The sequence below is a fragment of the Shigella flexneri 2a str. 301 genome, assembly GCF_000006925.2.
Taxonomy (GTDB): domain Bacteria; phylum Pseudomonadota; class Gammaproteobacteria; order Enterobacterales; family Enterobacteriaceae; genus ECMA0423.
The window spans coordinates 2,559,451-2,581,841 of record NC_004337.2; the positions used below are offsets into that span (position 1 = coordinate 2,559,451).

At 51.2% G+C, this 22,391-nt stretch carries 17 protein-coding genes, 1 pseudogene and 2 other annotated features; of the genes and pseudogenes, 8 read left to right on the forward strand and 10 right to left on the reverse strand.

The genetic code is table 11. The features are described 5' to 3' along the window. Window positions 1–20: 20 nt before the first annotated feature. The gene (locus SF2500) at window positions 21–842 is read left to right on the forward strand and encodes a glutamate racemase (RefSeq protein ID NP_708297.1); all 822 of its coding nucleotides are present in this window, start codon (window positions 21–23) and stop codon (window positions 840–842) included. A gap of 113 nt (window positions 843–955) precedes the next feature. After that, window positions 956–1,712, reverse strand: a mobile genetic element (partial). On the opposite strand, the gene SF2501 is transcribed toward SF2500, so the two are convergent. The 6 genes from SF2501 to SF2505 all read right to left on the reverse strand — a co-directional run bounded on the left by SF2501 (window position 961) and on the right by SF2505 (window position 6,921). After that, window positions 961–1,356: an insertion element IS1 protein InsB gene (locus SF2501; protein ID NP_708298.1), complete on the reverse strand. Its 396-nt coding sequence runs from the start codon at window positions 1,354–1,356 to the stop codon at window positions 961–963. Its footprint overlaps the feature before it by 396 nt. Then, window positions 1,383–1,655, reverse strand: a complete 273-nt coding sequence (locus SF2501a; RefSeq protein YP_008439270.1) for an Insertion element iso-IS1N protein insA — start codon at window positions 1,653–1,655, stop codon at window positions 1,383–1,385. (Lies within the feature at window positions 956–1,712.) Before the next feature lie 461 nt (window positions 1,713–2,173). Continuing rightward, a complete protein-coding gene (eutA, locus tag SF2502) occupies window positions 2,174–3,547 on the reverse strand; it encodes a reactivating factor for ethanolamine ammonia lyase (protein NP_708299.1) in 1,374 nt (457 codons plus the stop codon). Continuing rightward, window positions 3,522–4,001 carry an ethanolamine utilization protein EutP gene (locus SF2503; protein NP_708300.1) on the reverse strand — a complete coding sequence of 160 codons (480 nt, stop codon included), beginning with the start codon at window positions 3,999–4,001 and terminating at the stop codon, window positions 3,522–3,524. The genes eutA and SF2503 overlap by 26 nt, the downstream gene beginning before the upstream one ends. 12 nt (window positions 4,002–4,013) lie before the next feature. Then, entirely contained in the window at window positions 4,014–4,421 is a 408-nt protein-coding gene (locus SF2504; protein NP_708301.1) for a carboxysome structural protein EutS, read from the reverse strand. Window positions 4,422–4,641: 220 nt separating this feature from the next. Next, window positions 4,642–6,921, reverse strand: a complete 2,280-nt coding sequence (locus SF2505) for a bifunctional malic enzyme oxidoreductase/phosphotransacetylase (protein NP_708302.1) — start codon at window positions 6,919–6,921, stop codon at window positions 4,642–4,644. Window positions 6,922–7,209: 288 nt separating this feature from the next. Here SF2505 and talA point away from each other — a divergent pair, with 288 nt between their 5' ends. Together talA and tktB are read left to right on the forward strand one after the other, a co-directional pair. Further along, on the forward strand, window positions 7,210–8,160 hold the full coding sequence (gene talA, locus SF2506; protein NP_708303.1) for a transaldolase A: 951 nt from the start codon (window positions 7,210–7,212) through the stop codon (window positions 8,158–8,160). A 19-nt stretch (window positions 8,161–8,179) separates the two neighbouring features. Next, window positions 8,180–10,183 (forward strand): transketolase, encoded by a 2,004-nt coding sequence (gene tktB, locus SF2507; protein ID NP_708304.2) that lies wholly within the window; start codon window positions 8,180–8,182, stop codon window positions 10,181–10,183. Window positions 10,184–10,285: 102 nt separating this feature from the next. Here the strand turns inward: tktB and SF2508 are convergent, their stop codons facing one another. From SF2508 to yffG, 3 genes are all read right to left on the reverse strand, one after another. Beyond that, window positions 10,286–11,329 (reverse strand): hypothetical protein, encoded by a 1,044-nt coding sequence (locus SF2508; protein ID NP_708305.2) that lies wholly within the window; start codon window positions 11,327–11,329, stop codon window positions 10,286–10,288. A gap of 125 nt (window positions 11,330–11,454) precedes the next feature. Then, window positions 11,455–12,030: a GDP-mannose pyrophosphatase NudK gene (gene yffH / locus SF2509; RefSeq protein ID NP_708306.1), complete on the reverse strand. Its 576-nt coding sequence runs from the start codon at window positions 12,028–12,030 to the stop codon at window positions 11,455–11,457. Between the two features lie 67 nt (window positions 12,031–12,097). Further along, a complete protein-coding gene (yffG, locus tag SF2510) occupies window positions 12,098–14,077 on the reverse strand; it encodes an oxidoreductase Fe-S binding subunit (protein ID NP_708307.1) in 1,980 nt (659 codons plus the stop codon). A 205-nt stretch (window positions 14,078–14,282) separates the two neighbouring features. Further along, window positions 14,283–15,971 (forward strand) — a sequence feature ('Similar to Escherichia coli K12 sensor for nitrate reductase system, protein histidine kinase (acts on NarP and narL) gi: 1788812 (567 aa). BLAST with identity of 97% in 563 aa. This CDS contains an in-frame stop codon. The sequence has been checked and is believed to be correct.'). On the opposite strand from yffG, the pseudogene narQ reads away from it, so the two are divergent. The 5 genes and pseudogenes from narQ to SF2515 all read left to right on the forward strand — a co-directional run bounded on the left by narQ (window position 14,283) and on the right by SF2515 (window position 21,569). Beyond that, window positions 14,283–15,971 (forward strand): annotated as a pseudogene (narQ, locus tag SF2511). Its footprint overlaps the feature before it by 1,689 nt. A 230-nt stretch (window positions 15,972–16,201) precedes the next feature. Next, on the forward strand, window positions 16,202–19,315 hold the full coding sequence (gene acrD, locus SF2512; RefSeq protein NP_708308.1) for an aminoglycoside/multidrug efflux system: 3,114 nt from the start codon (window positions 16,202–16,204) through the stop codon (window positions 19,313–19,315). A 538-nt stretch (window positions 19,316–19,853) separates the two neighbouring features. Further along, window positions 19,854–20,210 (forward strand): reductase, encoded by a 357-nt coding sequence (gene yffB / locus SF2513; RefSeq protein NP_708309.1) that lies wholly within the window; start codon window positions 19,854–19,856, stop codon window positions 20,208–20,210. Between the two features lie 3 nt (window positions 20,211–20,213). Beyond that, a complete protein-coding gene (dapE, locus tag SF2514) occupies window positions 20,214–21,341 on the forward strand; it encodes a succinyl-diaminopimelate desuccinylase (RefSeq protein NP_708310.1) in 1,128 nt (375 codons plus the stop codon). A gap of 3 nt (window positions 21,342–21,344) precedes the next feature. Next, window positions 21,345–21,569 (forward strand): hypothetical protein, encoded by a 225-nt coding sequence (locus SF2515; protein NP_708311.3) that lies wholly within the window; start codon window positions 21,345–21,347, stop codon window positions 21,567–21,569. Window positions 21,570–21,678: 109 nt separating this feature from the next. On the opposite strand, the gene ypfH is transcribed toward SF2515, so the two are convergent. Further along, window positions 21,679–22,377, reverse strand: coding sequence for a hydrolase (ypfH, locus tag SF2516; RefSeq protein ID NP_708312.2), 699 nt, complete (start codon window positions 22,375–22,377; stop codon window positions 21,679–21,681). Between the last annotated feature and the right edge of the window lie 14 nt (window positions 22,378–22,391).

A 22,391-nucleotide genomic window follows, 5' to 3' on the forward strand; every position in this document is an offset into this window, starting at 1 on the left:
TTTTCCATAAGCTACAAAAGATGAGGTTAAATATGTTTAGTGCTGAATCTCCAATTGGTGTAATAGACTCAGGTGTCGGTGGATTGACATCGGTAAAGGAAATAATTAATTTGCTTCCTGGTGAAGATATTATCTATTGTGGAGATAATATGAATGCACCTTATGGCAACCGTTCTGCCGATGATATCATCAGTTTGACTAAAAAAATGCTGACTTTTTTACAGTCAAGGAATGTCAAACTAGTTGCTGTCGCATGTAATACTATATCCTCAACTTTGGAATCCGAAGAATACAGCGGATATGCTAAGAGCTTTCCGTTTCCTATCTTATCCATCATTGAACCTGCAGTAGAAGATGTGATTCGCCAGCAATATAAAAATGTTGGTATTATCGCTACCGAGTTTACTATTAAAACGGGGTGTCACAAAGAGCTAATAAAAAAATTGAATTCAACAATAAATGTATTTGGAGAACCAAGCAAAAATCTTGCAATGTTAATTGAGGAAGGTAATCTTAATGCTCCTGCAATCTTGAATGACATCAAAAAACATGTTAACCATTTAATTTCCCTCCATCCAGTAAATGAAATTATTCTCGGCTGTACTCACTATCCAATTGTTCAGAATTTTTTTGAAGCAGTTGCACCGGATATAAAATTTATTAATCCTGCACATGATCAGGCTATCTCTATTAAAAATCACTTGGGACAGCTAAATTTATTAAACTCCTCAAATATAGGAACTTTGCAAATAAATACTAGTGGAAGTATGGAGATCTACAAAACGGTACTAGGGGAATTGAGCATTACGAAACCTCATACATTCAGTATCAGGCAGTTTTAAATTTATCCGGTACACCGTAAAATCCCGTCCTTCTGAACTGCACCCCAAAAGTTGGACACCAACTGAGTAAGGTGCATTTTATGGACAAACCCAGTTACATACTGGGTAGTGCATCCAATTAGTAGAACATGTGTTTTTCGATAAACGCTCCGATCACTTTTTCGTGGATCTCAACTGAGCGTGAGAAGCAGATTGTTTTACGACCCAACCGCTTAATGCGGGTGCGTAGCGTCAGATTATTACGCTCAATGCGTTGGGTGAATATTTTGCCGGTCAGATGCTTATTCTTCGGCACCTCCCGGCCATAGCTGCCCCAGTCATCGCTGGTCAGCATGCCGATGTTGAAGGGTGTAAGCAGTGCCAGTAGCTCCCGGCACGTTTGATCGGTTCGGGGACCAAAAGTGTAGGCCAGTACACCGCCTGTTTTGGTGTTGTACGCGTACCCGAGCCAATGTTGCCGGGCTTTACTGCCAACGTAGCTCCATTGCTCATCAAGCTCGCAGATAAACGCCACATCAGCATGGGCAACAGGCGAAGAAGTTATTCGCTTTGGCGCGAGTTTTTTAAAGTCCGGATGACGGTGTTACTACCAATTTTCAGTGTCCTGGCGGTATCGCGAACCCCGGCACCATTAAAGGCCATTTCAGTTATCAGCTCTTTCATACCCGGCTTACGTGCTTGATAAGTATAAGTGAACTGAAACACACGGTGGCAGTCACGGCAGCGAAGTCTGTCACGGCCTTTAGGGTTCTGACCATGGCGGTAAACCTGAGCTGACTGACAACGGGGACAATGAATATTAACGCTGGTCATGAGATAACCTCAAAAGCCCGTATTATACATCAGATTCAACTAATTAGAGGCATCACCCATCCAGCATTATAAAACATACTAACAATAACTAAATTATAATAATCACAACTTACAATCAAATAATAAATGCATAAGATTAACAATGATTTTTTCGGGTTATATTTATCTAAAAAAGCAGAATATTATGTAACTTATTATTTTCTAAGCGAAAATTTATTGTGCGGTCAGACTAACAAACTTGCGTACCACCCGAAGAACATGCGAAGATTTAAGTATTCTTTCTTTTTTGGTTTTTATTTTTCATTTTCTCTTTTCTTCTCTTTCCGGTTCTGTTCTGGTTTTGGTTTTTTCCTTTTTATTTTTATTCTTTCTTCAGGGTTATGCTAAAACACCAAAACATTTTTCACCACAAAAGCATCCAATCATCTTGCCAGACCAATCACCTTAACCGGATACACTGCCGGATATAATCCCACTAACACCCAGACACCAAGCACCATACCTGATAACTACCGTATTCAGGAAGGAAATGCGAGTGATTTCACCGTCACCGGCACAACCGATCCGCCAAAAAGAGGCGTACCAATGTCGATATAGTCCCCCGCGCGGACAATCACTTCGTCAATGACTGCCAACGGGAGTTGTTGTAGCTGTGGGCGCAACAACATGCCCAGAGCTTTACCAAAGTCCTGCCCGGCCACCACCAGCAGGGGATGCGGATTCGGAAAACGCGCGACGAAATCGACCAGCGCGTTGATGACCGTCAGAACCGCGGCGTAACGCACAGGCAGCGAGGCGGGAAGCGCCAGCACGTACACGTCAGTTTTGGGATCAAGATCCAGCTGAAGCAGCGCCTGTTGCCAGGCACTCACCAGATCCGTTTCATCAATCGGGATCGCCACCGGCAAATTGCGCAGCGGCAGTTGTACGCCCTCCAGCCAGATTGTGCTGCCAGAGAGCGAAAGGGTATGTGCACCCGCGCCAATCACCGTGGAGCGTACGGTTTGCGCCGGAAACTGCACATTCATCTCACGCAGGCGCGGATGGTCATGCAGCGCCGTTGCCAGAAGTGGGCCAATATCGGCAAAACAGAACGGGTTGGCGGGCTGGTGGCGATAACATTCGCCCACGCCTCCAGAAAGCGTAATGATTTCGGGCGTAACACCTGCGGGCAGCAAACCGGTTTGCATCAATGCCTGCGCGAGCGGCGAAAGCGTTCCGTCAATCACTTCGACAATCAGCGCCGCCATCCGCCGGGTAACCTGCACCAGCTGCGCGCCGGTCAGCGAACGGGCGTCAGTGCCTGCACCGAAGCACTCATCCACAATCATCTGCCCCGGTTTATGAGCGTAAACCACGCGCCCCTGGCTGTCGGTTTCCAGCAGGCGACCACCGACGTTGAGACAGGCAGTGCCGCTGATTTTTCCGGCATCGAACAGGGCGTAGTTCGCGGTGCCACCGCCGATATCGATATTCAGTACCCGACACAGCCGTTGTTCAGAAAGGGTTTGCGCCCCGGCTCCGTGACCGGCGATCACGGATTCGAGGTGCGGCCCGGCGCTGGCGACGACAAAATCGCCCAGCGACTGTTTTTCCTTCATCACTTTTTCCATCAGCTGTGCGACCAGGCTTTCGGTAAACTGGCCTTCCGGCAGCTGGGCAATGATGGTTTCGCGGATGCGCTGGCTTTCGGTTTTGTCGGCTGGCACGCTGGCGGGCACGGACGCCGTTACCGGGATCGATTCATCACATTCGGTGATGGTAAAACCCAGTAGATCCGCCACTTCACGGGCTTCCGGGGTAATAATGCTGGCGCGCAGAACCACGGACATTGCCTGTTCGCCGCGCGCGTGTGCTTCACGAATATCATTCGCTGTGATGAGTTTTTTCACCTGCTTCCTCCTGTTTGGTGAGAGATGCCAGATAATCCACCAGTTGCTGCACGCTTTGCGGGTCGTGGCTGTTTAGCTCGAAAATCGGCTCTTCGAAACCCGTCTCAAGCAATAACTTTCGCGTTGCGGCGACGTCAGCATCTGGCATGTCCGTTTTACTGATGACGGCGATTTGCCGTTTGCTGACGCCAATATCCAGCAACCCGGCAGGCAACCGACTTTCCGGGTCATTTGCGCCATGGACATAGATCAGCATGTCTACATCCTGTAGCGTGGTAATTAAGGCGTGATACCAGCGGGGATGGCTAAAATATTCACCCGGCGTATCAATATCGCCCTTATCATTAAATTCCACGGCCAGTGTTTTTCTGGCGAGGGTATAATTCCCCTGCAACGCATTAAATAACGTTGTTTTTCCTGCCCCGACGCTACCCACAAACGCAATTCGTTTCATGAATGCCTCGTATTAACTTTTGGTCATTTCACAAAGCGTATAATTTAATAAGCGACCTAAACCGCTGACGGTTTGTGATAACGCTTCTTCTACTGCGCCCACCGAGCCATAAATCACCAATGCACCGCTGAAGCGGTCGAGAAAACCGATATGCACATCAGCGGCTTTCAGCGCTAAATCACCGGCGATCATCGCCGTTTCGCCGGGAGTTAGCGTCATAATGCCAATTGCGCCCGCATCCGGAACGCCGATTTTCTTCGCCAGTTCCTCACCGGGATGCGCGATGAGATGCGCCAGTGTGACCTGTTTGCCGGGCACAAATTCCTGAATGATGCGTTCTTTATCCATGAGTCGCCGCCTGTGAAAAACTTTCGTGTATCGTGACAATTTTTCGTCAGAGTAAATAACAAAATTCGGCAAGCGCGTTTAAAAGGTGAGGTAGATCAATAAGAATGGAGAGATATTTACTGTTATGAATAAACTTTCATATGCGACGCATGAATATAAATAAAATAATATCGAGATATTTTATATACTGATTTTTTTATTATTCGCAAACTCAGTAATAAGCTTTGCTAATATATTTCAGGAAAACCGCTTACCCTGAATATTCAGGGTAAGCGTGAGAGTTAAGAATGAATTACAGCGGTTGGGTTTGCGCTTCAACCACGGCCAGCGCCACCATATTGACGATACGACGCACCGATGCGATCGGCGTTAACACGTGAACCGGTTTCGCCACGCCCATCAGCACCGGACCGACAGTCACACCTTCCGAGCTGGAAACGCGCAGTAAGTTGTAACTAATGCGGGCAGCTTCCATGTTCGGCATCACCAGAATATTGGCAGAACCTTTCAAAGGGCTGTCCGGCATACGGTCGTTGCGAATCGCTTCCACCAGCGCTGCATCGCCGTGCATTTCACCATCAATCATCAGATCTGGCGCACGATCCCTGACCAGTTCCAGCGCCTGACGCATTTTGCTCGACGACGGGCAGTCAGAAGAACCAAAGTTGGAGTGCGACAACAGAGCAACGCGCGGCTCAATACCAAAACGACGGACAGTTTCTGCCGCCATCAAGGTGATCTCCGCCAGCTCTTCTGCGTCTGGTTCGTCATTGACGTAGGTATCGGCAATAAAGGTGTTACCACTCGGCAGCAGCAGCGCATTCATTGCACCTGCGGTGTGAACGCCATCGCGATAACCAAAGACATTTTTCACCACACTAAAATGTTCATGATAATCGCCCACCGTACCGCAGATCATTGCATCGGCTTCCCCACGCTGAACCATGATCGCGCCGATCACTGTCGGGTTACTGATCAGCGCACGCTGCGCCTGTTCCTGAGTGACACCGCGACGCTTCATGATCTGGAAGTATTCGGTCCAGTACTCTTTAAAGCGCGGATCGGATTCGTTATTGACGATTTCAAAATCAACGCCCGCTTTGATCTGCAAGCCCAGTTTCTGAATGCGCATTTCGATCACGTTCGGACGACCGATAAGGATCGGTTTCGCCAGTCCCAGCGTTACCAGTTCCTGAGTCGCATGCAGAACGCGCGCCTCTTCCCCTTCCGGCAGAACTACGCGCTTCGGCGCTTTGCGAGCCTGGGAGAAAATCGGCTTCATAAACAGGTTGGTTTTGTAAACGAACTCAGTCAGCTTGTCGATGTAGACGTCGAAATCAGCAATCGGACGCGTCGCCACGCCCGACTCCATCGCCGCTTTTGCGACCGCAGGAGCGATCTTAACGATCAAGCGCGGATCAAACGGTTTTGGAATGATGTATTCCGGACCAAAGCTCAGATCCTGAACGCCATACGCTGAAGCCACCACTTCACTCTGTTCTGCATGGGCCAGTTCTGCAATCGCGCGTACCGCCGCCAGTTTCATCTCTTCGTTGATGGCGGTTGCGCCAACGTCCAGCGCGCCACGGAAGATGAACGGGAAGCAAAGAACGTTGTTCACCTGGTTCGGGTAGTCGGAACGGCCGGTACAGATGATGGCATCCGGACGCACTTCTTTCGCCAGCGGCGGCAGAATTTCCGGTTCCGGGTTCGCCAGCGCCAGGATCATTGGTGCCCGAGCCATTTTCTTCACCATTTCCTGGGTCAGCACTTTCGGGCCGGAACAGCCCAGGAAAATATCCGCACCTTCAATCACATCATCGAGGGTACGTTTGCCGTCATCCACCACCGCATATGCGGCTTTGGTTTCCGCCATATTTGGCTCACGGCCCTGATAGATAACGCCTTTTGAATCGCAAACCACGATGTTATGTTTTTGCAGCCCCAGCGCTACCAGCAGGTTCATACAGGCGATTGCTGCGGCACCCGCGCCGGAAACCACCATCCGCACGTCGGAGATGTTTTTCTCCACCACGCGCAAGCCGTTGAGGATGGCGGCAGTGCTGATGATTGCCGTGCCGTGCTGATCGTCGTGGAATACCGGAATATTCATCCGCTCGCGCAGTTTCTGTTCAATATAGAAACATTCTGGCGCTTTAATGTCTTCGAGGTTGATGCCGCCGAAGGTCGGTTCGAGCGCGGCGACGACTTCAATAAATTTGTCCGGGTCGAGTTCATCAACTTCAATGTCAAATACATCAATCCCAGCGAATTTCTTAAATAGAACGCCCTTGCCTTCCATCACCGGTTTGCCTGCCAGCGCGCCAATGTTGCCTAACCCCAGCACCGCCGTACCGTTAGAGATCACCGCAACCAGGTTACCGCGCGCGGTATATTTGTAGGCTTTTAGCGGGTCTTTTTCGATTTCAAGACAAGGTGCGGCAACGCCTGGTGAGTAGGCCAGCGCCAGATCGCGCTGCGTTGCCAGAGGCTTGGTTGGAGAAACCTGGATTTTCCCTGGAACTGGAAATTCATGGAAATCAAGTGCACTTTGTTTTAACTGGTCATCCATTTGGTTGTTCCTTTCACGTAACGTTCACAAATAAAGTGTGTGGGCAACAGCCCCTGCCCACAACGTGGCGCACATTATTACCCTGCCGGAGTCTACAGACTTTGAGCAAGTCCAAACTCTCACCATTAATATAATGTTTTGGTAATAATCCTATAACACTGATGTTACCTGCTTAATCCAGCAATACCATGCCTGTCTGCTATGCTTTTTTGATGCGTTTAGCGAAATTTCTCAGAAGTGTGAATTAACGCACTCATCTAACACTTTACTTTTCAAGGAGTATTTCCTATGAACGAGTTAGACGGCATCAAACAGTTCACCACTGTCGTGGCAGACAGCTGCGATATTGAGTCCATTCGCCATTATCATCCCCAGGATGCCACCGCTAATCCTTCGCTGTTACTCAAGGCTGCCGGATTATCACAATATGAGCATTTAATAGACGATGCTATCGCCTGGGGTAAAAAAAATGGCAAGACCCAGGAACAACAGGTGGTCGCAGCGTGTGACAAACTGGCGGTCAATTTCGGTGCTGAAATTCTCAAAATCGTACCCGGTTGCGTGTCAACAGAAGTTGATGCACGCCTCTCTTTTGATAAAGAAAAGAGTATTGAGAAGGCGCGCCATCTGGTGGACTTGTATCAGCAACAAGGCGTTGAGAAATCACGCATTTTGATCAAACTGGCTTCGACCTGGGAAGGAATTCGCGCGGCCGAAGAGCTGGAAAAAGAAGGTATTAACTGCAACCTGACGCTGCTGTTTTCTTTTACCCAGGCGCGGGCCTGTGCGGAAGCAGGCGTTTTTCTGATTTCGCCGTTTGTAGGGCGTATTTATGACTGGTATCAGGCACGCAAGCCGATGGACCCGTATGTGGTGGAAGAAGATCCGGGCGTTAAATCGGTGCGCAATATCTACGACTACTATAAGCAACACCACTATGAAACCATTGTGATGGGCGCGAGCTTCCGTCGCACCGAACAAATCCTCGCCTTAACCGGCTGCGATCGACTGACTATCGCACCGAATTTGCTGAAGGAGCTGCAGGAAAAAGTTTCTCCAGTGGTACGTAAATTAATCCCGCCTTCTCAGACGTTCCCACGCCCAGCACCCATGAGCGAAGCGGAGTTCCGTTGGGAGCACAATCAGGATGCGATGGCGGTAGAAAAACTGTCTGAAGGCATTCGTCTGTTCGCTGTTGATCAACGCAAACTGGAAGATCTTCTTGCCGCCAAACTATAAACCAGCCACGGAGTGTTATATGTCCCGAAAAGACCTTGCCAATGCGATTCGCGCACTCAGTATGGATGCTGTACAAAAAGCCAATTCTGGTCATCCCGGCGCGCCGATGGGCATGGCTGATATTGCCGAAGTGCTGTGGAACGATTTTCTTAAACATAATCCTACCGACCCAACCTGGTATGATCGCGACCGCTTTATTCTTTCCAACGGTCACGCGTCGATGCTGCTCTACAGTTTGCTACATCTGACCGGTTACGACCTGCCGCTGGAAGAACTGAAGAACTTCCGTCAGTTGCATTCGAAAACCCCAGGCCACCCGGAGATTGGCTATACGCCAGGCGTTGAAACCACCACCGGCCCGCTTGGACAAGGTTTGGCGAACGCCGTCGGGCTGGCGATAGCAGAGCGTACACTGGCGGCGCAGTTTAACCAGCCAGACCATGAGATCGTCGATCACTTCACCTATGTGTTTATGGGCGACGGCTGCCTGATGGAAGGTATTTCCCACGAAGTCTGTTCGCTGGCAGGCACGCTGGGACTAGGCAAGCTGATTGGTTTTTACGATCACAACGGTATTTCCATCGACGGTGAAACAGAAGGCTGGTTTACCGACGATACGGCAAAACGTTTTGAAGCCTATCACTGGCATGTGATCCATGAAATCGACGGTCACGATCCGCAGGCGGTGAAGGAAGCGATCCTTGAAGCGCAAAGCGTGAAAGATAAGCCGTCGCTGATTATCTGCCGTACGGTGATTGGCTTTGGTTCGCCGAATAAAGCAGGTAAGGAAGAGGCGCACGGCGCACCACTGGGGGAAGAAGAAGTGGCGCTGGCACGGCAAAAACTGGGCTGGCACCATCCGCCATTTGAGATCCCTAAAGAGATTTATCACGCCTGGGATGCCCGTGAAAAAGGCGAAAAAGCGCAGCAGAGCTGGAATGAGAAGTTTGCCGCCTATAAAAAGGCTCATCCGCAACTGGCAGAAGAGTTTCCCCGACGGATGAGCGGTGGTTTACCGAAGGACTGGGAGAAAACGACTCAGAAATATATCAATGAGTTACAGGCAAATCCGGCGAAAATCGCTACCCGTAAGGCTTCGCAAAATACGCTTAACGCTTACGGGCCGATGCTGCCTGAGTTGCTCGGCGGTTCGGCGGATCTGGCTCCCAGCAACCTGACCATCTGGAAAGGTTCTGTTTCGCTGAAGGAAGATCCGGCGGGCAACTACATTCACTACGGGGTGCGTGAATTTGGCATGACCGCTATCGCCAACGGCATCGCGCACCACGGCGGCTTTGTGCCGTATACCGCGACGTTCCTGATGTTTGTTGAATACGCCCGTAACGCCGCGCGGATGGCGGCACTGATGAAAGCGCGGCAGATTATGGTTTATACCCACGACTCAATTGGCCTGGGCGAAGATGGTCCGACGCACCAGGCTGTTGAGCAACTGGCCAGCCTGCGCTTAACGCCAAATTTCAGCACCTGGCGACCGTGCGATCAGATGGAAGCGGCGGTGGGCTGGAAGCTGGCGGTTGAGCGCCACAACGGACCGACGGCACTGATCCTCTCAAGGCAGAATCTGGCCCAGGTGGAACGTACGCCGGATCAGGTTAAAGAGATTGCTCGTGGCGGTTATGTGCTGAAAGACAGCGGCGGTAAGCCAGATATTATTCTGATTGCCACCGGTTCAGAGATGGAAATTACCCTGCAAGCGGCAGAGAAATTAGCAGGAGAAGGTCGCAATGTACGCGTAGTTTCCCTGCCCTCGACCGATATTTTCGACGCCCAGGATGAGGAATATCGGGAGTCGGTGTTGCCTTCTAACGTTGCGGCTCGCGTGGCGGTGGAAGCAGGTATTGCCGATTACTGGTACAAGTATGTTGGTCTGAAAGGGGCAATTGTCGGGATGACGGGTTACGGGGAATCTGCTCCGGCGGATAAGCTGTTCCCGTTCTTTGGCTTTACCGCCGAGAATATTGTGGCAAAAGCGCATAAGGTGCTGGGAGTGAAAGGTGCCTGATGGTGATCGCCGGATGCTGTATGTTCCCCTCACCCTAACCCTCTCCCCAGAAGGGCGAGGGGACGGTCCGTGCGCTTTTTAGGGCCGCATCTGCGATTTTGTTTAACGGGTGATCCACAACGTGGGCCTGGCGTCTGGCCCATGCCAGTTATCGCAGGTAGGTTCTGCGGCGTAACGCACCAGGCGAAAACGCTGACCGTCAAAGCGCCAGCGCGCCTGAATGCCACAATCGCTTAATCCGCGCCCTTTCGCTAAGGTCACCAGTTCACGCGATTTCTCATCAAATGTTGCGTTCATCAGTTCCAGTTCATTCGTCTCCTGGCCGTTGTTGAACGGCAAACGCAACCGAACCGGGCGCGAGGCTAGCGGCTTTTTACGCGACACAATCCATGCCAAATCAATGGTGTTATAGGCCCCTGCCTCACAGCTAATCATCATCAGTGCTTTATCATCGGTCAGCGCAGTGACATTCACCTCACGACGTAACGGATCAAGCGAGCAGCGCAGACCATTCATCCGCCAGTTTCCATAATCCAGCAAATCGTTACGTTCTTCGAGTGAGAGTGGCGTCGGCGTTGGGTTAACCACCGCGACCTCTTTCAGCGCAGGCGCGGGCGGTACGCTGAGAGGCGGTTCGTCCCCTTTCTTGATCCACGCGGTTTCACTGCCAACGCGCTTTTGCTGAGCATCAATAAACAACAACGCCGCTTTTAAGCCGCTCAGAGAAATGGTCTGATTGCCGTCGCGTAAGGTGATCGCCTTCCCTTCCTGAATTATCTGCAAAAACGCGGTGATGGTTGCCGTATCATCGGTTACTAATAACCATGGTGAAATCCGCCACTTGTCACCACTTAATGCCAACGGCTCACCATCTAATAGCAGCCGTGGCGCTATCTCCCCTTCAGACGCATCCGGCGACTTCAACCCACCGCGCTCAATACGTAAAACGGCATCGGTATGCGCCCCAGCGCTGCGGCTCAGGGTCATCACCAGTCCATTATGATCGCCCGTATTGCGCGCCACACAAAAATTTTGATTATTACAGGTGACCTGCCAGTCGGAAAACGCCCGTTGCGCTGGTGCCGCCCACACCAAAGACGTCGGCAACAAAGCGAAAAAAAAGAGAAGGAAAATGCGATAGCGCATGGACGGTACGACCCCAGAAGTTCAAACAAACAGCACAAGTCGTATCTTCGTTGCGCAGGTAGCGCGGCTCAATCGGATTTGTCGGATTGAGCCAATAATAAACAACGAAATATTATTGCTATTTTTCAGTCCATTAAATGTGACATTTGCAAATAGTTAAGCAATAACACCGTCTTACCGTCACGTATCTCGCCGGTTTTGATCATCTCCAGCGCCTGGCTGAACGGCAGCTCGAGCACTTCAATATCTTCATCTTCAACACCGCCACCGGCGTTAGCGCGCTGATTGTCACTGTATTCGGCGATAAAAAAGTGGATTAGCTCAGTCACACCGCCAGGCGACATATACAGTTCAAATAATTTGCGCACTTCGCCCACTTCATAGCCCGTCTCTTCAATCGCTTCTTTACGAATGCACACTTCCGGTTCGTCGTTATCCAGCAGCCCGGCGCAGGTTTCAATCAGCTGCCCGCTTTCATTGCCATTAACCCAGGTAGCGACACGGAACTGACGAATCAGAACCACGCTCTTTTTCTTCGCGTTGTACAGGAGGATCGTCGCACCATTACCGCGATCGTAAACTTCACGTTTATGGCGGATAACTTCGCCATCTTTGCGCGTGAGATCGTAAGTAATGTTGTGCAGGGTGAAATAGTTATCGGAGAGAATTTTGTCTTTAATGAGGGTGATTTGTTGCGTCATACCGACTCCACAGCGCGAAATGAACAATTATATTACGCTGTGAAGTCGGGTTTGTCTGCGCAGGCTATCAGTGAGATTTGACTGATTTTACCCCCAGCCAGTCAATAATCCCCTGTGCCGCATGACGTCCTTCTGCCATTGCGGTAACCACCAGATCCGCACCACGCACGGCGTCGCCACCGGCGAAGATTTTCGGATTGGTGGTCTGGTAACGGTACTGGCTTTCCACATCCGCGATGATGCGGCCCCATTTGTCTACCGTTACACCGTGCGACTCCAGCCACGGCATCCCGTGTGGATTGAAGCCAAACGCCATAATCACCGCATCGGCTGGCATGACAAATTCACTGCCCTCAATCGGTACAGGTCGCCGACGCCCCTGGGCATCCGGCTCGCCAAGACGCGTGCGCAGGAAACGAATTCCGCAAACGTGACCTTGCTCATTCAGCTCAAGCGCCACCGGCTGGACGTTAAATTCGAAGTTGGCCCCCTCTTCGCGGGCGTTCTTCACCTCTTTCTTCGAGCCTGGCATGTTAGCTTCATCACGACGATAAGCGCAGGTGACGTTACTCGCGCCGTGGCGCAGCGCAGTACGCACACAGTCCATCGCGGTGTCGCCGCCGCCCAGTACCACGACGTTAAGTCCGGCGGTATTGATAAACGGCTCTTCCGGTAGCTCTTCGAGCCCCATCACCTGTTTAGTGTTGGCAATGAGGAACGGCAGCGCGTCATAAACGCCCGGCGCATCTTCATTGGGTAAACCCGCTTTCATGGAACGGTAAGTGCCTACGCCAACGAAGACCGCGTCGTATTGTTCCAAAAGCAAATCCAAAGAGACATCTTTACCCACTTCACAATTGAGTTCGAAGTGAATCCCCATCGCGCTGAAGATTTCCCGACGGCGTGCCAGCAGGGATTTATCCAGTTTGAAAGAAGGAATGCCGAAAGTGAGCAAGCCACCGATTTCTGGATGGCGATCGTACACCGTCACCGCCACGCCATTGCGGGTCAGAACATCCGCACAGGCCAGCCCTGCCGGACCTGCCCCGATAATCGCCACCCGCTTGTCCACTTTGGTGACATGACTTAAGTCAGGACGCCAACCTTTCGCCAACGCCTGATCTGAAATATAGCGTTCAATGTTGCCGATAGTTACCGCGCCGTGCTCATCGCGAATAGTACAGGCACCTTCACACAAACGGTCTTGCGGACAAACGCGTCCGGTAATTTCCGGCAGGGTGTTGGTCTGGTGAGAAAGCTCGACGGCGGCGTCGATGTTTCCGGCTTTCACCAGTTCAATCCACTGCGGAATATGGTTATGCAGCGGGCAGGTCCATTCACAAACGCTGTGCTCGCCGAACTTAAGGCAGCGCGAGGCTTCCCGTTGTGCCTGGTCGGCGCGAAATGGCAGATAAATTTCATCAAAACCGGTTTTGCGCGCTTCAATCGCCAGTTTATCCGGCTCGCCACGCGCGGGCGTTGCCTGCATTTGTTCGACTTTACTCATTACCGGCATTTCTTGTGCAGCGGTACTGGCATGCCACGGTTGATGCTCCTGACGTGCGGTGCGCAAGCGGCGGGATTTCGCCATGCCGGAGAGTGCGACGTCAGTGACCAGTTGCAGCGCGTCCGCCGGGCAATTCTCGACACAGGCAGGACCGTTTTCGCGCCCTGCACAAAGGTCGCATTTATGCGCCGTGGCTTTTACTTTTCCTGCCGCGACGGGTGTCAGGACGATTTGCATCGTACCAAACGGACAGGCCACCACGCAGGATTTACAGCCAATACACTTTTGCTGATTGACCTGAATGCTGTCATCAACGTGGCTGATTGCGCCATTAGGGCAGCTACGGGCGCAGGGCGCATCTTCACAATGGTGACAGGTCACTGCACTACGTTGCTGCTGATGTTTGATAACCGTAATTCGGGGATGAAAATGGTGTTGGCTCAGGACATGTTGCTCATCATTGTGAGCCATGACACAGGCGATTTCACAAGCATGACAACCCAGACATTGCTGACTGTTGGCCATAATAAAACGATTCATAACGACCTTCTTTTTTGGTTGTAAAAACCTTATTCTTTATATGAGTGTTGTTATTACCCGACTTACAGGGGAACCGGCAATGTTCATGTGCCCAGAATAAGTAACTATTTCGCTATAAACTGTGGCAGATCAAATAATCCCATCACTGACTAAATTGCGTTTCAGCGAACTGGAACATTAATGATTTTTTGTGGAGAAGACGCGTGTGATTGTTAAACGACCCGTCTCGGCCAGTCTGGCCCGGGCCTTTTTTTACATTGTGCTGCTGTCGATTCTTTCCACGGGTATCGCTCTGCTAACTCTGGCGAGCAGTTTGCGCGACGCTGAGGCTATCAATATTGCCGGATCGCTGCGTATGCAGAGTTACCGCCTGGGCTACGACTTGCAAAGTGGCAGTCCACAACTCAATGCACATCGCCAGTTGTTTCAGCAGGCACTGCATTCACCGGTATTAACCAACCTCAACGTCTGGTATGTGCCAGAAGCAGTAAAAACTCGCTATGCGCATCTGAATGCCAACTGGCTGGAGATGAATAATCGGCTCAGCAAGGGCGATTTGCCGTGGTATCAGGCCAATATTAATAATTATGTTAATCAGATAGACCTGTTCGTGCTGGCTTTACAGCACTACGCTGAACGCAAAATGCTGCTGGTGGTGGCGATTTCCCTGGCTGGCGGTATCGGTATTTTCACGCTGGTCTTTTTTACTTTGCGCCGCATACGCCATCAGGTGGTTGCCCCGCTGAATCAGCTGGTTACCGCCAGTCAGCGTATTGAACACGGGCAGTTCGACTCGCCGCCGCTGGATACCAGTCTGCCGAATGAGCTTGGTCTGCTTGCAAAAACCTTTAACCAAATGTCGAGCGAGCTGCATAAATTGTACCTTTCGCTGGAGGCGTCAGTAGAAGAAAAGACCCGCGATCTCCACGAGACCAAGCGTCGTCTGGAGGTGTTGTATCAGTGCAGTGTTCCCAGGCGCTGAACACCAGCCAGATTGATGTGCATTGTTTCCGCCATATTTTGCAGATTGTTCGCGACAATGAAGCAGCTGAATATCTGGAGCTGAACGTTGGGGATAACTGGCGGATTAGCGAAGGGAAGCCAAACCCTGAGCTGCCAATGCAGATTTTACCGGTGACAATGCAAGAGACGGTTTACGGCGAACTGCACTGGCAAAATAGTCACGTTTCATCATCAGAACCGCTGCTTAACAGTGTTTCATCGATGCTGGGACGCGGTTTGTACTTTAATCAGGCGCAGAAGCATTTTCAGCAGTTATTGTTGATGGAAGAACGTGCGACCATCGCCCGCGAATTGCACGACTCGCTGGCTCAGGTGCTTTCTTACTTACGTATCCAGTTGACGTTACTGAAGCGTTCGATACCGGAAGATAACGCCACCGCACAAAGTATCATGGCCGATTTTTCCCAGGCGTTGAATGATGCTTATCGGCAGTTACGCGAGCTGTTGACTACTTTCCGCCTGACGCTGCAGCAGGCGGATCTCCCCTCCGCGTTGAGGGAAATGCTGGATACGTTACAAAATCAAACCAGCGCTAAACTGACCCTCGACTGCCGTCTGCCAACCCTGGCACTGGATGCGCAAATGCAGGTGCATTTGTTGCAAATTATTCGCGAAGCGGTGCTGAATGCGATGAAGCACGCCAACGCCAGCGAAATCGCCGTCAGTTGCGTCACCGCGCCGGACGGCAATCACACGGTTTATATCCGTGATAACGGGATTGGTATCGGTGAACCGAAAGAACCCGAAGGTCATTATGGACTGAATATCATGCGCGAACGCGCGGAACGGCTGGGCGGGACGCTGACTTTTTCACAACCTTCCGGCGGCGGCACGTTAGTGAGTATTAGCTTTCGCTCCGCAGAGGGTGAGGGGAAGGGGAACACGCCGGCTGAGGTGTAAATAATTACCCTCACACCGGCCCTCTCCCTTTAAAGGCGAGAGGGAAAAACGTGCCCATATTGACCTGTAAGCGAGTGTGTCAGCAATCTCATGATAATTTACATTAACTCCTTTTTTTCTCCACGATTGGCTCGTACCTTGCCGCTACAGTGAAGCAAGTCAAGCCTACAACAATACGCAGAAACACGAGGTCCTCTTTTAATGGCGAATTTCTTTATTGATCGCCCCATTTTTGCCTGGGTGCTGACAATCCTGTTGTGTCTGACAGGTACCCTGGCGATTTTTTCATTGCCCGTTGAACAATACCCCGATCTCGCGCCACCGAATGTGCGAGTGACCGCTAACTATCCCGGCGCATCGGCCCAGACGCTGGAAAACACCGTGACCCAGGTTATCGAGCAAAATATGACCGGCCTCGATAATCTGATGTATATGTCATCTCAGAGCAGTGGCACCGGTCAGGCATCTGTCACTTTAAGTTTTAAAGCAGGCACCGATCCGGACGAAGCCGTGCAGCAAGTACAAAACCAGCTGCAATCAGCCATGCGAAAGTTACCGCAGGCGGTGCAAAATCAGGGCGTGACGGTGCGTAAAACCGGCGATACCAACATTCTGACCATTGCCTTCGTCTCTACCGATGGCTCGATGGATAAACAGGATATTGCTGATTATGTTGCCAGTAATATTCAGGACCCGTTAAGCCGCGTGAATGGCGTCGGGGATATCGATGCCTATGGTTCGCAATATTCCATGCGTATCTGGCTGGACCCGGCGAAACTCAACAGTTTCCAGATGACGGCTAAAGATGTCACTGATGCCATTGAGTCACAGAACGCGCAGATTGCGGTTGGGCAACTTGGTGGTACACCTTCCGTCGATAAGCAGGCGCTCAACGCCACCATTAACGCCCAGTCACTGCTGCAAACACCAGAACAGTTCCGCGATATCACCTTGCGGGTGAATCAGGACGGCTCAGAGGTAAGGCTGGGCGATGTCGCCACCGTCGAAATGGGGGCGGAGAAATACGATTATCTTAGCCGCTTCAATGGTAAGCCAGCCTCCGGGTTGGGGGTAAAACTGGCCTCCAGCGCAAACGAAATGGCGACAGCGGAGCTGGTGCTCAATCGTCTCGACGAGCTGGCGCAGTATTTCCCGCACGGACTGGAATACAAGGTGGCGTATGAAACCACCTCGTTTGTTAAAGCCTCCATTGAAGACGTGGTGAAAACGCTGCTGGAAGCTATCGCTCTGGTTTTCCTCGTTATGTATCTGTTCCTGCAAAACTTCCGCGCCACGCTGATACCCACTATCGCCGTGCCGGTGGTGTTGATGGGAACCTTCTCCGTACTTTACGCCTTCGGTTACAGCGTCAACACCTTAACCATGTTCGCGATGGTGCTGGCGATCGGTCTGCTGGTGGATGACGCCATCGTGGTGGTGGAAAACGTCGAACGTATTATGAGTGAGGAAGGACTCACTCCTCGCGAAGCCACACGTAAATCGATGGGGCAGATCCAGGGGGCACTGGTCGGGATTGCGATGGTGCTTTCGGCGGTATTTGTACCAATGGCCTTCTTCGGCGGCACCACCGGTGCCATCTATCGCCAGTTCTCTATTACCATTGTTGCGGCGATGGTGCTGTCAGTACTGGTAGCGATGCTCCTCACTCCGGCTCTGTGTGCCACGCTACTTAAGCCACTGAAAAAAGGTGAGCATCACGGGCAAAAAGGTTTTTTTGCCTGGTTTAACCAGATGTTTAACCGCAACGCCGAACGCTACGAAAAAGGGGTGGCGAAAATTCTCCACCGTAGCCTGCGCTGGATTGTGATTTATGTCCTGCTGCTTGGCGGCATGGTGTTCCTGTTCCTGCGTTTGCCGACGTCGTTCTTACCGCTGGAAGACCGGGGCATGTTTACTACCTCGGTACAATTGCCCAGCGGTTCAACCCAACAACAGACCCTGAAAGTCGTTGAGCAAATCGAGAAATATTACTTCACCCATGAAAAAGACAACATCATGTCGGTGTTTGCCACCGTTGGTTCTGGCCCTGGGGGTAACGGGCAAAACGTGGCGAGAATGTTTATCCGCCTGAAAGACTGGAGCGAACGCGACAGTAAGACCGGCACCTCGTTTGCCATTATCGAGCGTGCAACGAAGGCGTTTAACCAAATTAAAGAAGCTCGCGTTATCGCCAGCAGCCCACCAGCAATTAGCGGTCTTGGTAGTTCTGCAGGTTTTGATATGGAGTTGCAGGACCACGCTGGAGCGGGTCACGATGCGCTGATGGCAGCACGTAATCAGTTGCTGGCGCTGGCGGCGGAAAACCCGGAGCTAACCCGTGTGCGCCATAACGGCCTCGATGACAGTCCGCAGTTGCAGATTGATATCGACCAGCGTAAAGCTCAGGCGCTGGGCGTTGATATCGACGATATTAACGACACACTGCAAACCGCCTGGGGTTCGAGCTATGTGAATGACTTTATGGATCGCGGTCGCGTGAAGAAAGTCTATGTGCAGGCAGCTGCGCCGTATCGCATGCTGCCAGATGACATCAATCTCTGGTATGTCCGAAATAAAGATGGCGGCATGGTGCCCTTCTCTGCTTTCGCGACCTCACGCTGGGAAACAGGCTCGCCGCGTCTGGAACGCTATAACGGTTATTCTGCGGTTGAGATTGTTGGGGAAGCCGCACCGGGGGTCAGTACCGGTACGGCGATGGATATTATGGAATCGTTAGTGAAGCAGCTGCCAAACGGCTTTGGTCTGGAGTGGACGGCGATGTCGTATCAGGAGCGGCTTTCCGGCGCGCAGGCTCCGGCGCTGTACGCCATTTCCTTGCTGGTGGTATTCCTGTGTCTGGCGGCATTGTATGAAAGCTGGTCGGTACCGTTCTCGGTAATGCTGGTCGTGCCGCTGGGGGTAATCGGCGCGCTGCTGGCAACCTGGATGCGCGGGCTGGAAAACGACGTTTACTTCCAGGTGGGCCTGTTAACGGTCATTGGTTTATCGGCGAAAAACGCCATCCTGATCGTCGAGTTTGCTAACGAGATGAACCAAAAAGGCCATGACCTGTTTGAAGCGACGCTCCACGCCTGCCGTCAGCGTTTACGCCCGATTCTGATGACCTCGCTGGCATTTATCTTCGGCGTATTGCCAATGGCAACCAGCACGGGTGCCGGTTCCGGTGGTCAGCATGCGGTGGGTACTGGCGTAATGGGCGGGATGATTTCAGCTACTATTCTGGCTATTTACTTCGTGCCGCTGTTCTTTGTGCTGGTGCGCCGCCGCTTCCCGCTGAAGCCGCGCCCGGAATAAGCAATAAAAAAGGCGACATGCCAATGTGTCGCCTTTTTCAACTTTCCGATTAAGAACCTGCTCAGCGGGTTCTTGCTGTTTATACTTTGTCTCAGGAATTACTTACGAAGCATAACTTCGATAAAGTCTTTCCAGTTCCCCAGTTCACGTTCAATCATAACAACCTCTCTTATAATTATGGGTATTCTACGGAAACAATATACCGTGGTGAAGCTAATTTACTCGATTGCTGCGATGACTACCTCCGGGGGACAAACCTTATGTAAATACTATGGTCCTGCGGTGATAATTTGTATGTGATACACAGCAACATTTCGAGATATTCATACGGCATCTAATACTGATTTAATTCTGGTTAAAATACAGACAGATAACAAGATGAATATTCTTAATGTTTACGTTAAAAATGTTTAATATTATTTAATAGTTGTTAATTTGAATACTTCGATAATGTTATATTTTCTGATAATCATTTGCAGGCAAAATGTTTTCACCCTTAAATGAGTATTTATTCTCATAAATCGAAAAAGGATTCATTATGGTTACACTTTACGGCATCAAAAATTGTGACACCATTAAAAAGGCTCGCCGTTGGCTGGAAGCCAATAACATCGACTATCGTTTTCATGATTACCGCGTCGATGGGCTGGACAGCGAATTATTGAACGGTTTTATCAACGAATTAGGCTGGGAAGCGTTACTCAACACCCGTGGTACAACCTGGCGTAAACTGGACGAAACTACCCGCAATAAAATCACCGATGCGGCCTCTGCGGCGGCATTAATGACTGAAATGCCTGCAATTATCAAACGTCCATTGCTCTGCGCGCCTGGTAAGCCTATGCTGCTGGGTTTCAGTGATTCCAGTTATCAGCAATTTTTCCATGAGGTGTAGTCTATGTCGTGCCCGGTTATTGAGCTGACACAACAGCTTATTCGCCGCCCTTCCCTGAGTCCTGATGACGCAGGATGTCAGGCTTTGTTGATTGAACGTTTGCAGGCGATCGGTTTTACCGTTGAACGCATGGATTTTGCCGATACGCAGAATTTTTGGGCATGGCGTGGGCAAGGTGAAACGTTAGCCTTTGCCGGGCATACCGACGTGGTGCCGCCTGGCGACGCCGATCGTTGGATCAATCCGCCGTTTGAACCCACCATTCGTGACGGCATGTTATTCGGGCGCGGTGCGGCAGATATGAAAGGCTCGCTGGCGGCGATGGTGGTAGCAGCAGAACGTTTTGTCGCACAACATCCCAACCATACGGGGCGACTGGCATTTCTGATCACTTCTGATGAAGAAGCCAGTGCCCACAACGGTACGGTAAAAGTCGTCGAGGCGTTAATGGCACGTAATGAGCGTCTCGATTACTGCCTGGTCGGCGAACCGTCGAGTATCGAAGTGGTAGGTGATGTGGTGAAAAATGGTCGTCGCGGATCGTTAACCTGCAACCTCACCATTCATGGCGTTCAGGGGCATGTTGCCTACCCACATCTGGCTGACAATCCGGTACATCGCGCAGCACCTTTCCTTAATGAATTAGTGGCTATTGAGTGGGATCAGGGCAATGAATTCTTCCCGGCGACCAGTATGCAGATTGCCAATATTCAGGCGGGAACGGGCAGTAACAATGTTATTCCGGGTGAACTGTTTGTGCAGTTTAACTTCCGCTTCAGCACCGAACTGACTGATGAGATGATCAAAGCGCAGGTACTTGCCCTGCTTGAAAAACATCAACTGCGCTATACGGTGGATTGGTGGCTTTCCGGGCAGCCATTTTTGACCGCGCGCGGTAAACTGGTGGATGCGGTCGTTAACGCGGTTGAGCACTATAATGAAATTAAACCGCAGCTACTGACCACAGGCGGAACGTCCGACGGGCGCTTTATTGCTCGCATGGGGGCGCAGGTGGTGGAACTCGGGCCGGTCAATGCCACTATTCATAAAATTAATGAATGTGTGAACGCTGCCGACCTGCAGCTACTTGCCCGTATGTATCAACGTATCATGGAACAGCTCGTCGCGTGATGAGTGGTTCTGCAAGAGGAAATAAGCATGGACTGGCTGGCTAAATATTGGTGGATTCTGGTGATTGTCTTTTTGGTAGGCGTCCTGCTGAACGTGATTAAAGATCTCAAGCGCGTCGACCATAAGAAATTTCTCGCCAACAAGCCGGAGCTTCCCCCGCATCGTGATTTCAACGATAAGTGGGACGATGACGACGACTGGCCGAAAAAGGATCAACCGAAGAAGTAAGCTGAGTGCTCAACCGTAGGCCGGATAAGGCGTTAACGCCGCATCCGGCAATGGTGAACGATCCCTGATGCGACGCTCACGCGTCTTATCAGGCCAGGTAATCTGTCTTTTACATCATTTCAATCACATCATCATCGCCAGGCTTACCGCCACTTAGCGCTTGGTCGAAATAATGTTTCGGAATGGTATAACGCAAGTGATCCAGGGCAAATTGCATACTGCGATTGTCGATCGCATGGCCTAAATCCTCCACGATATCCAGCGTCACGTCACCACCGGCACTGATTAACGCTTCCTGCGCCGCAACTGCATGCGCCAGATCGATAACCGGATCTTCACCACCATGAATCAAGTGAATTGTCGTGGCTGTAGACGCGGTCTCCGGCAGGCTCGCATAGCGTCCGTTAAAGGCAATGACGCGCGAAGCAAGGCCCGGTTCGGCTTTAATGCTCTCCAGCGCCATAATCGCGCCTTGTGAGAAACCAATTAGCGCCGTGGCGTTAGCCCCTACTCCGCTCTGTTTCTGCCAGTAGCGTACCGTTTCAATAAACGTCGGCATGATGGCATCCACACGCGCCTGGCGATTATCTTCCGTAATACCCTGCACTGAAAACCACTGACGCCCCGCCGGATTACCGCTCGGCTCCGCGCCACCGACACTCACCACCAGCGCATCAGGAAACAGCGGTGCAAACCAGCTGCCTATTTCCCCCATTGCCACCGGGTTATCCCCGACACCGTGGAAAAGCAGTAACAACTGTTGTGCAGGTTTATCCGGGCTTTGAACAACAAAATGGTCATGTTTCATGGCGAACTCCTTAA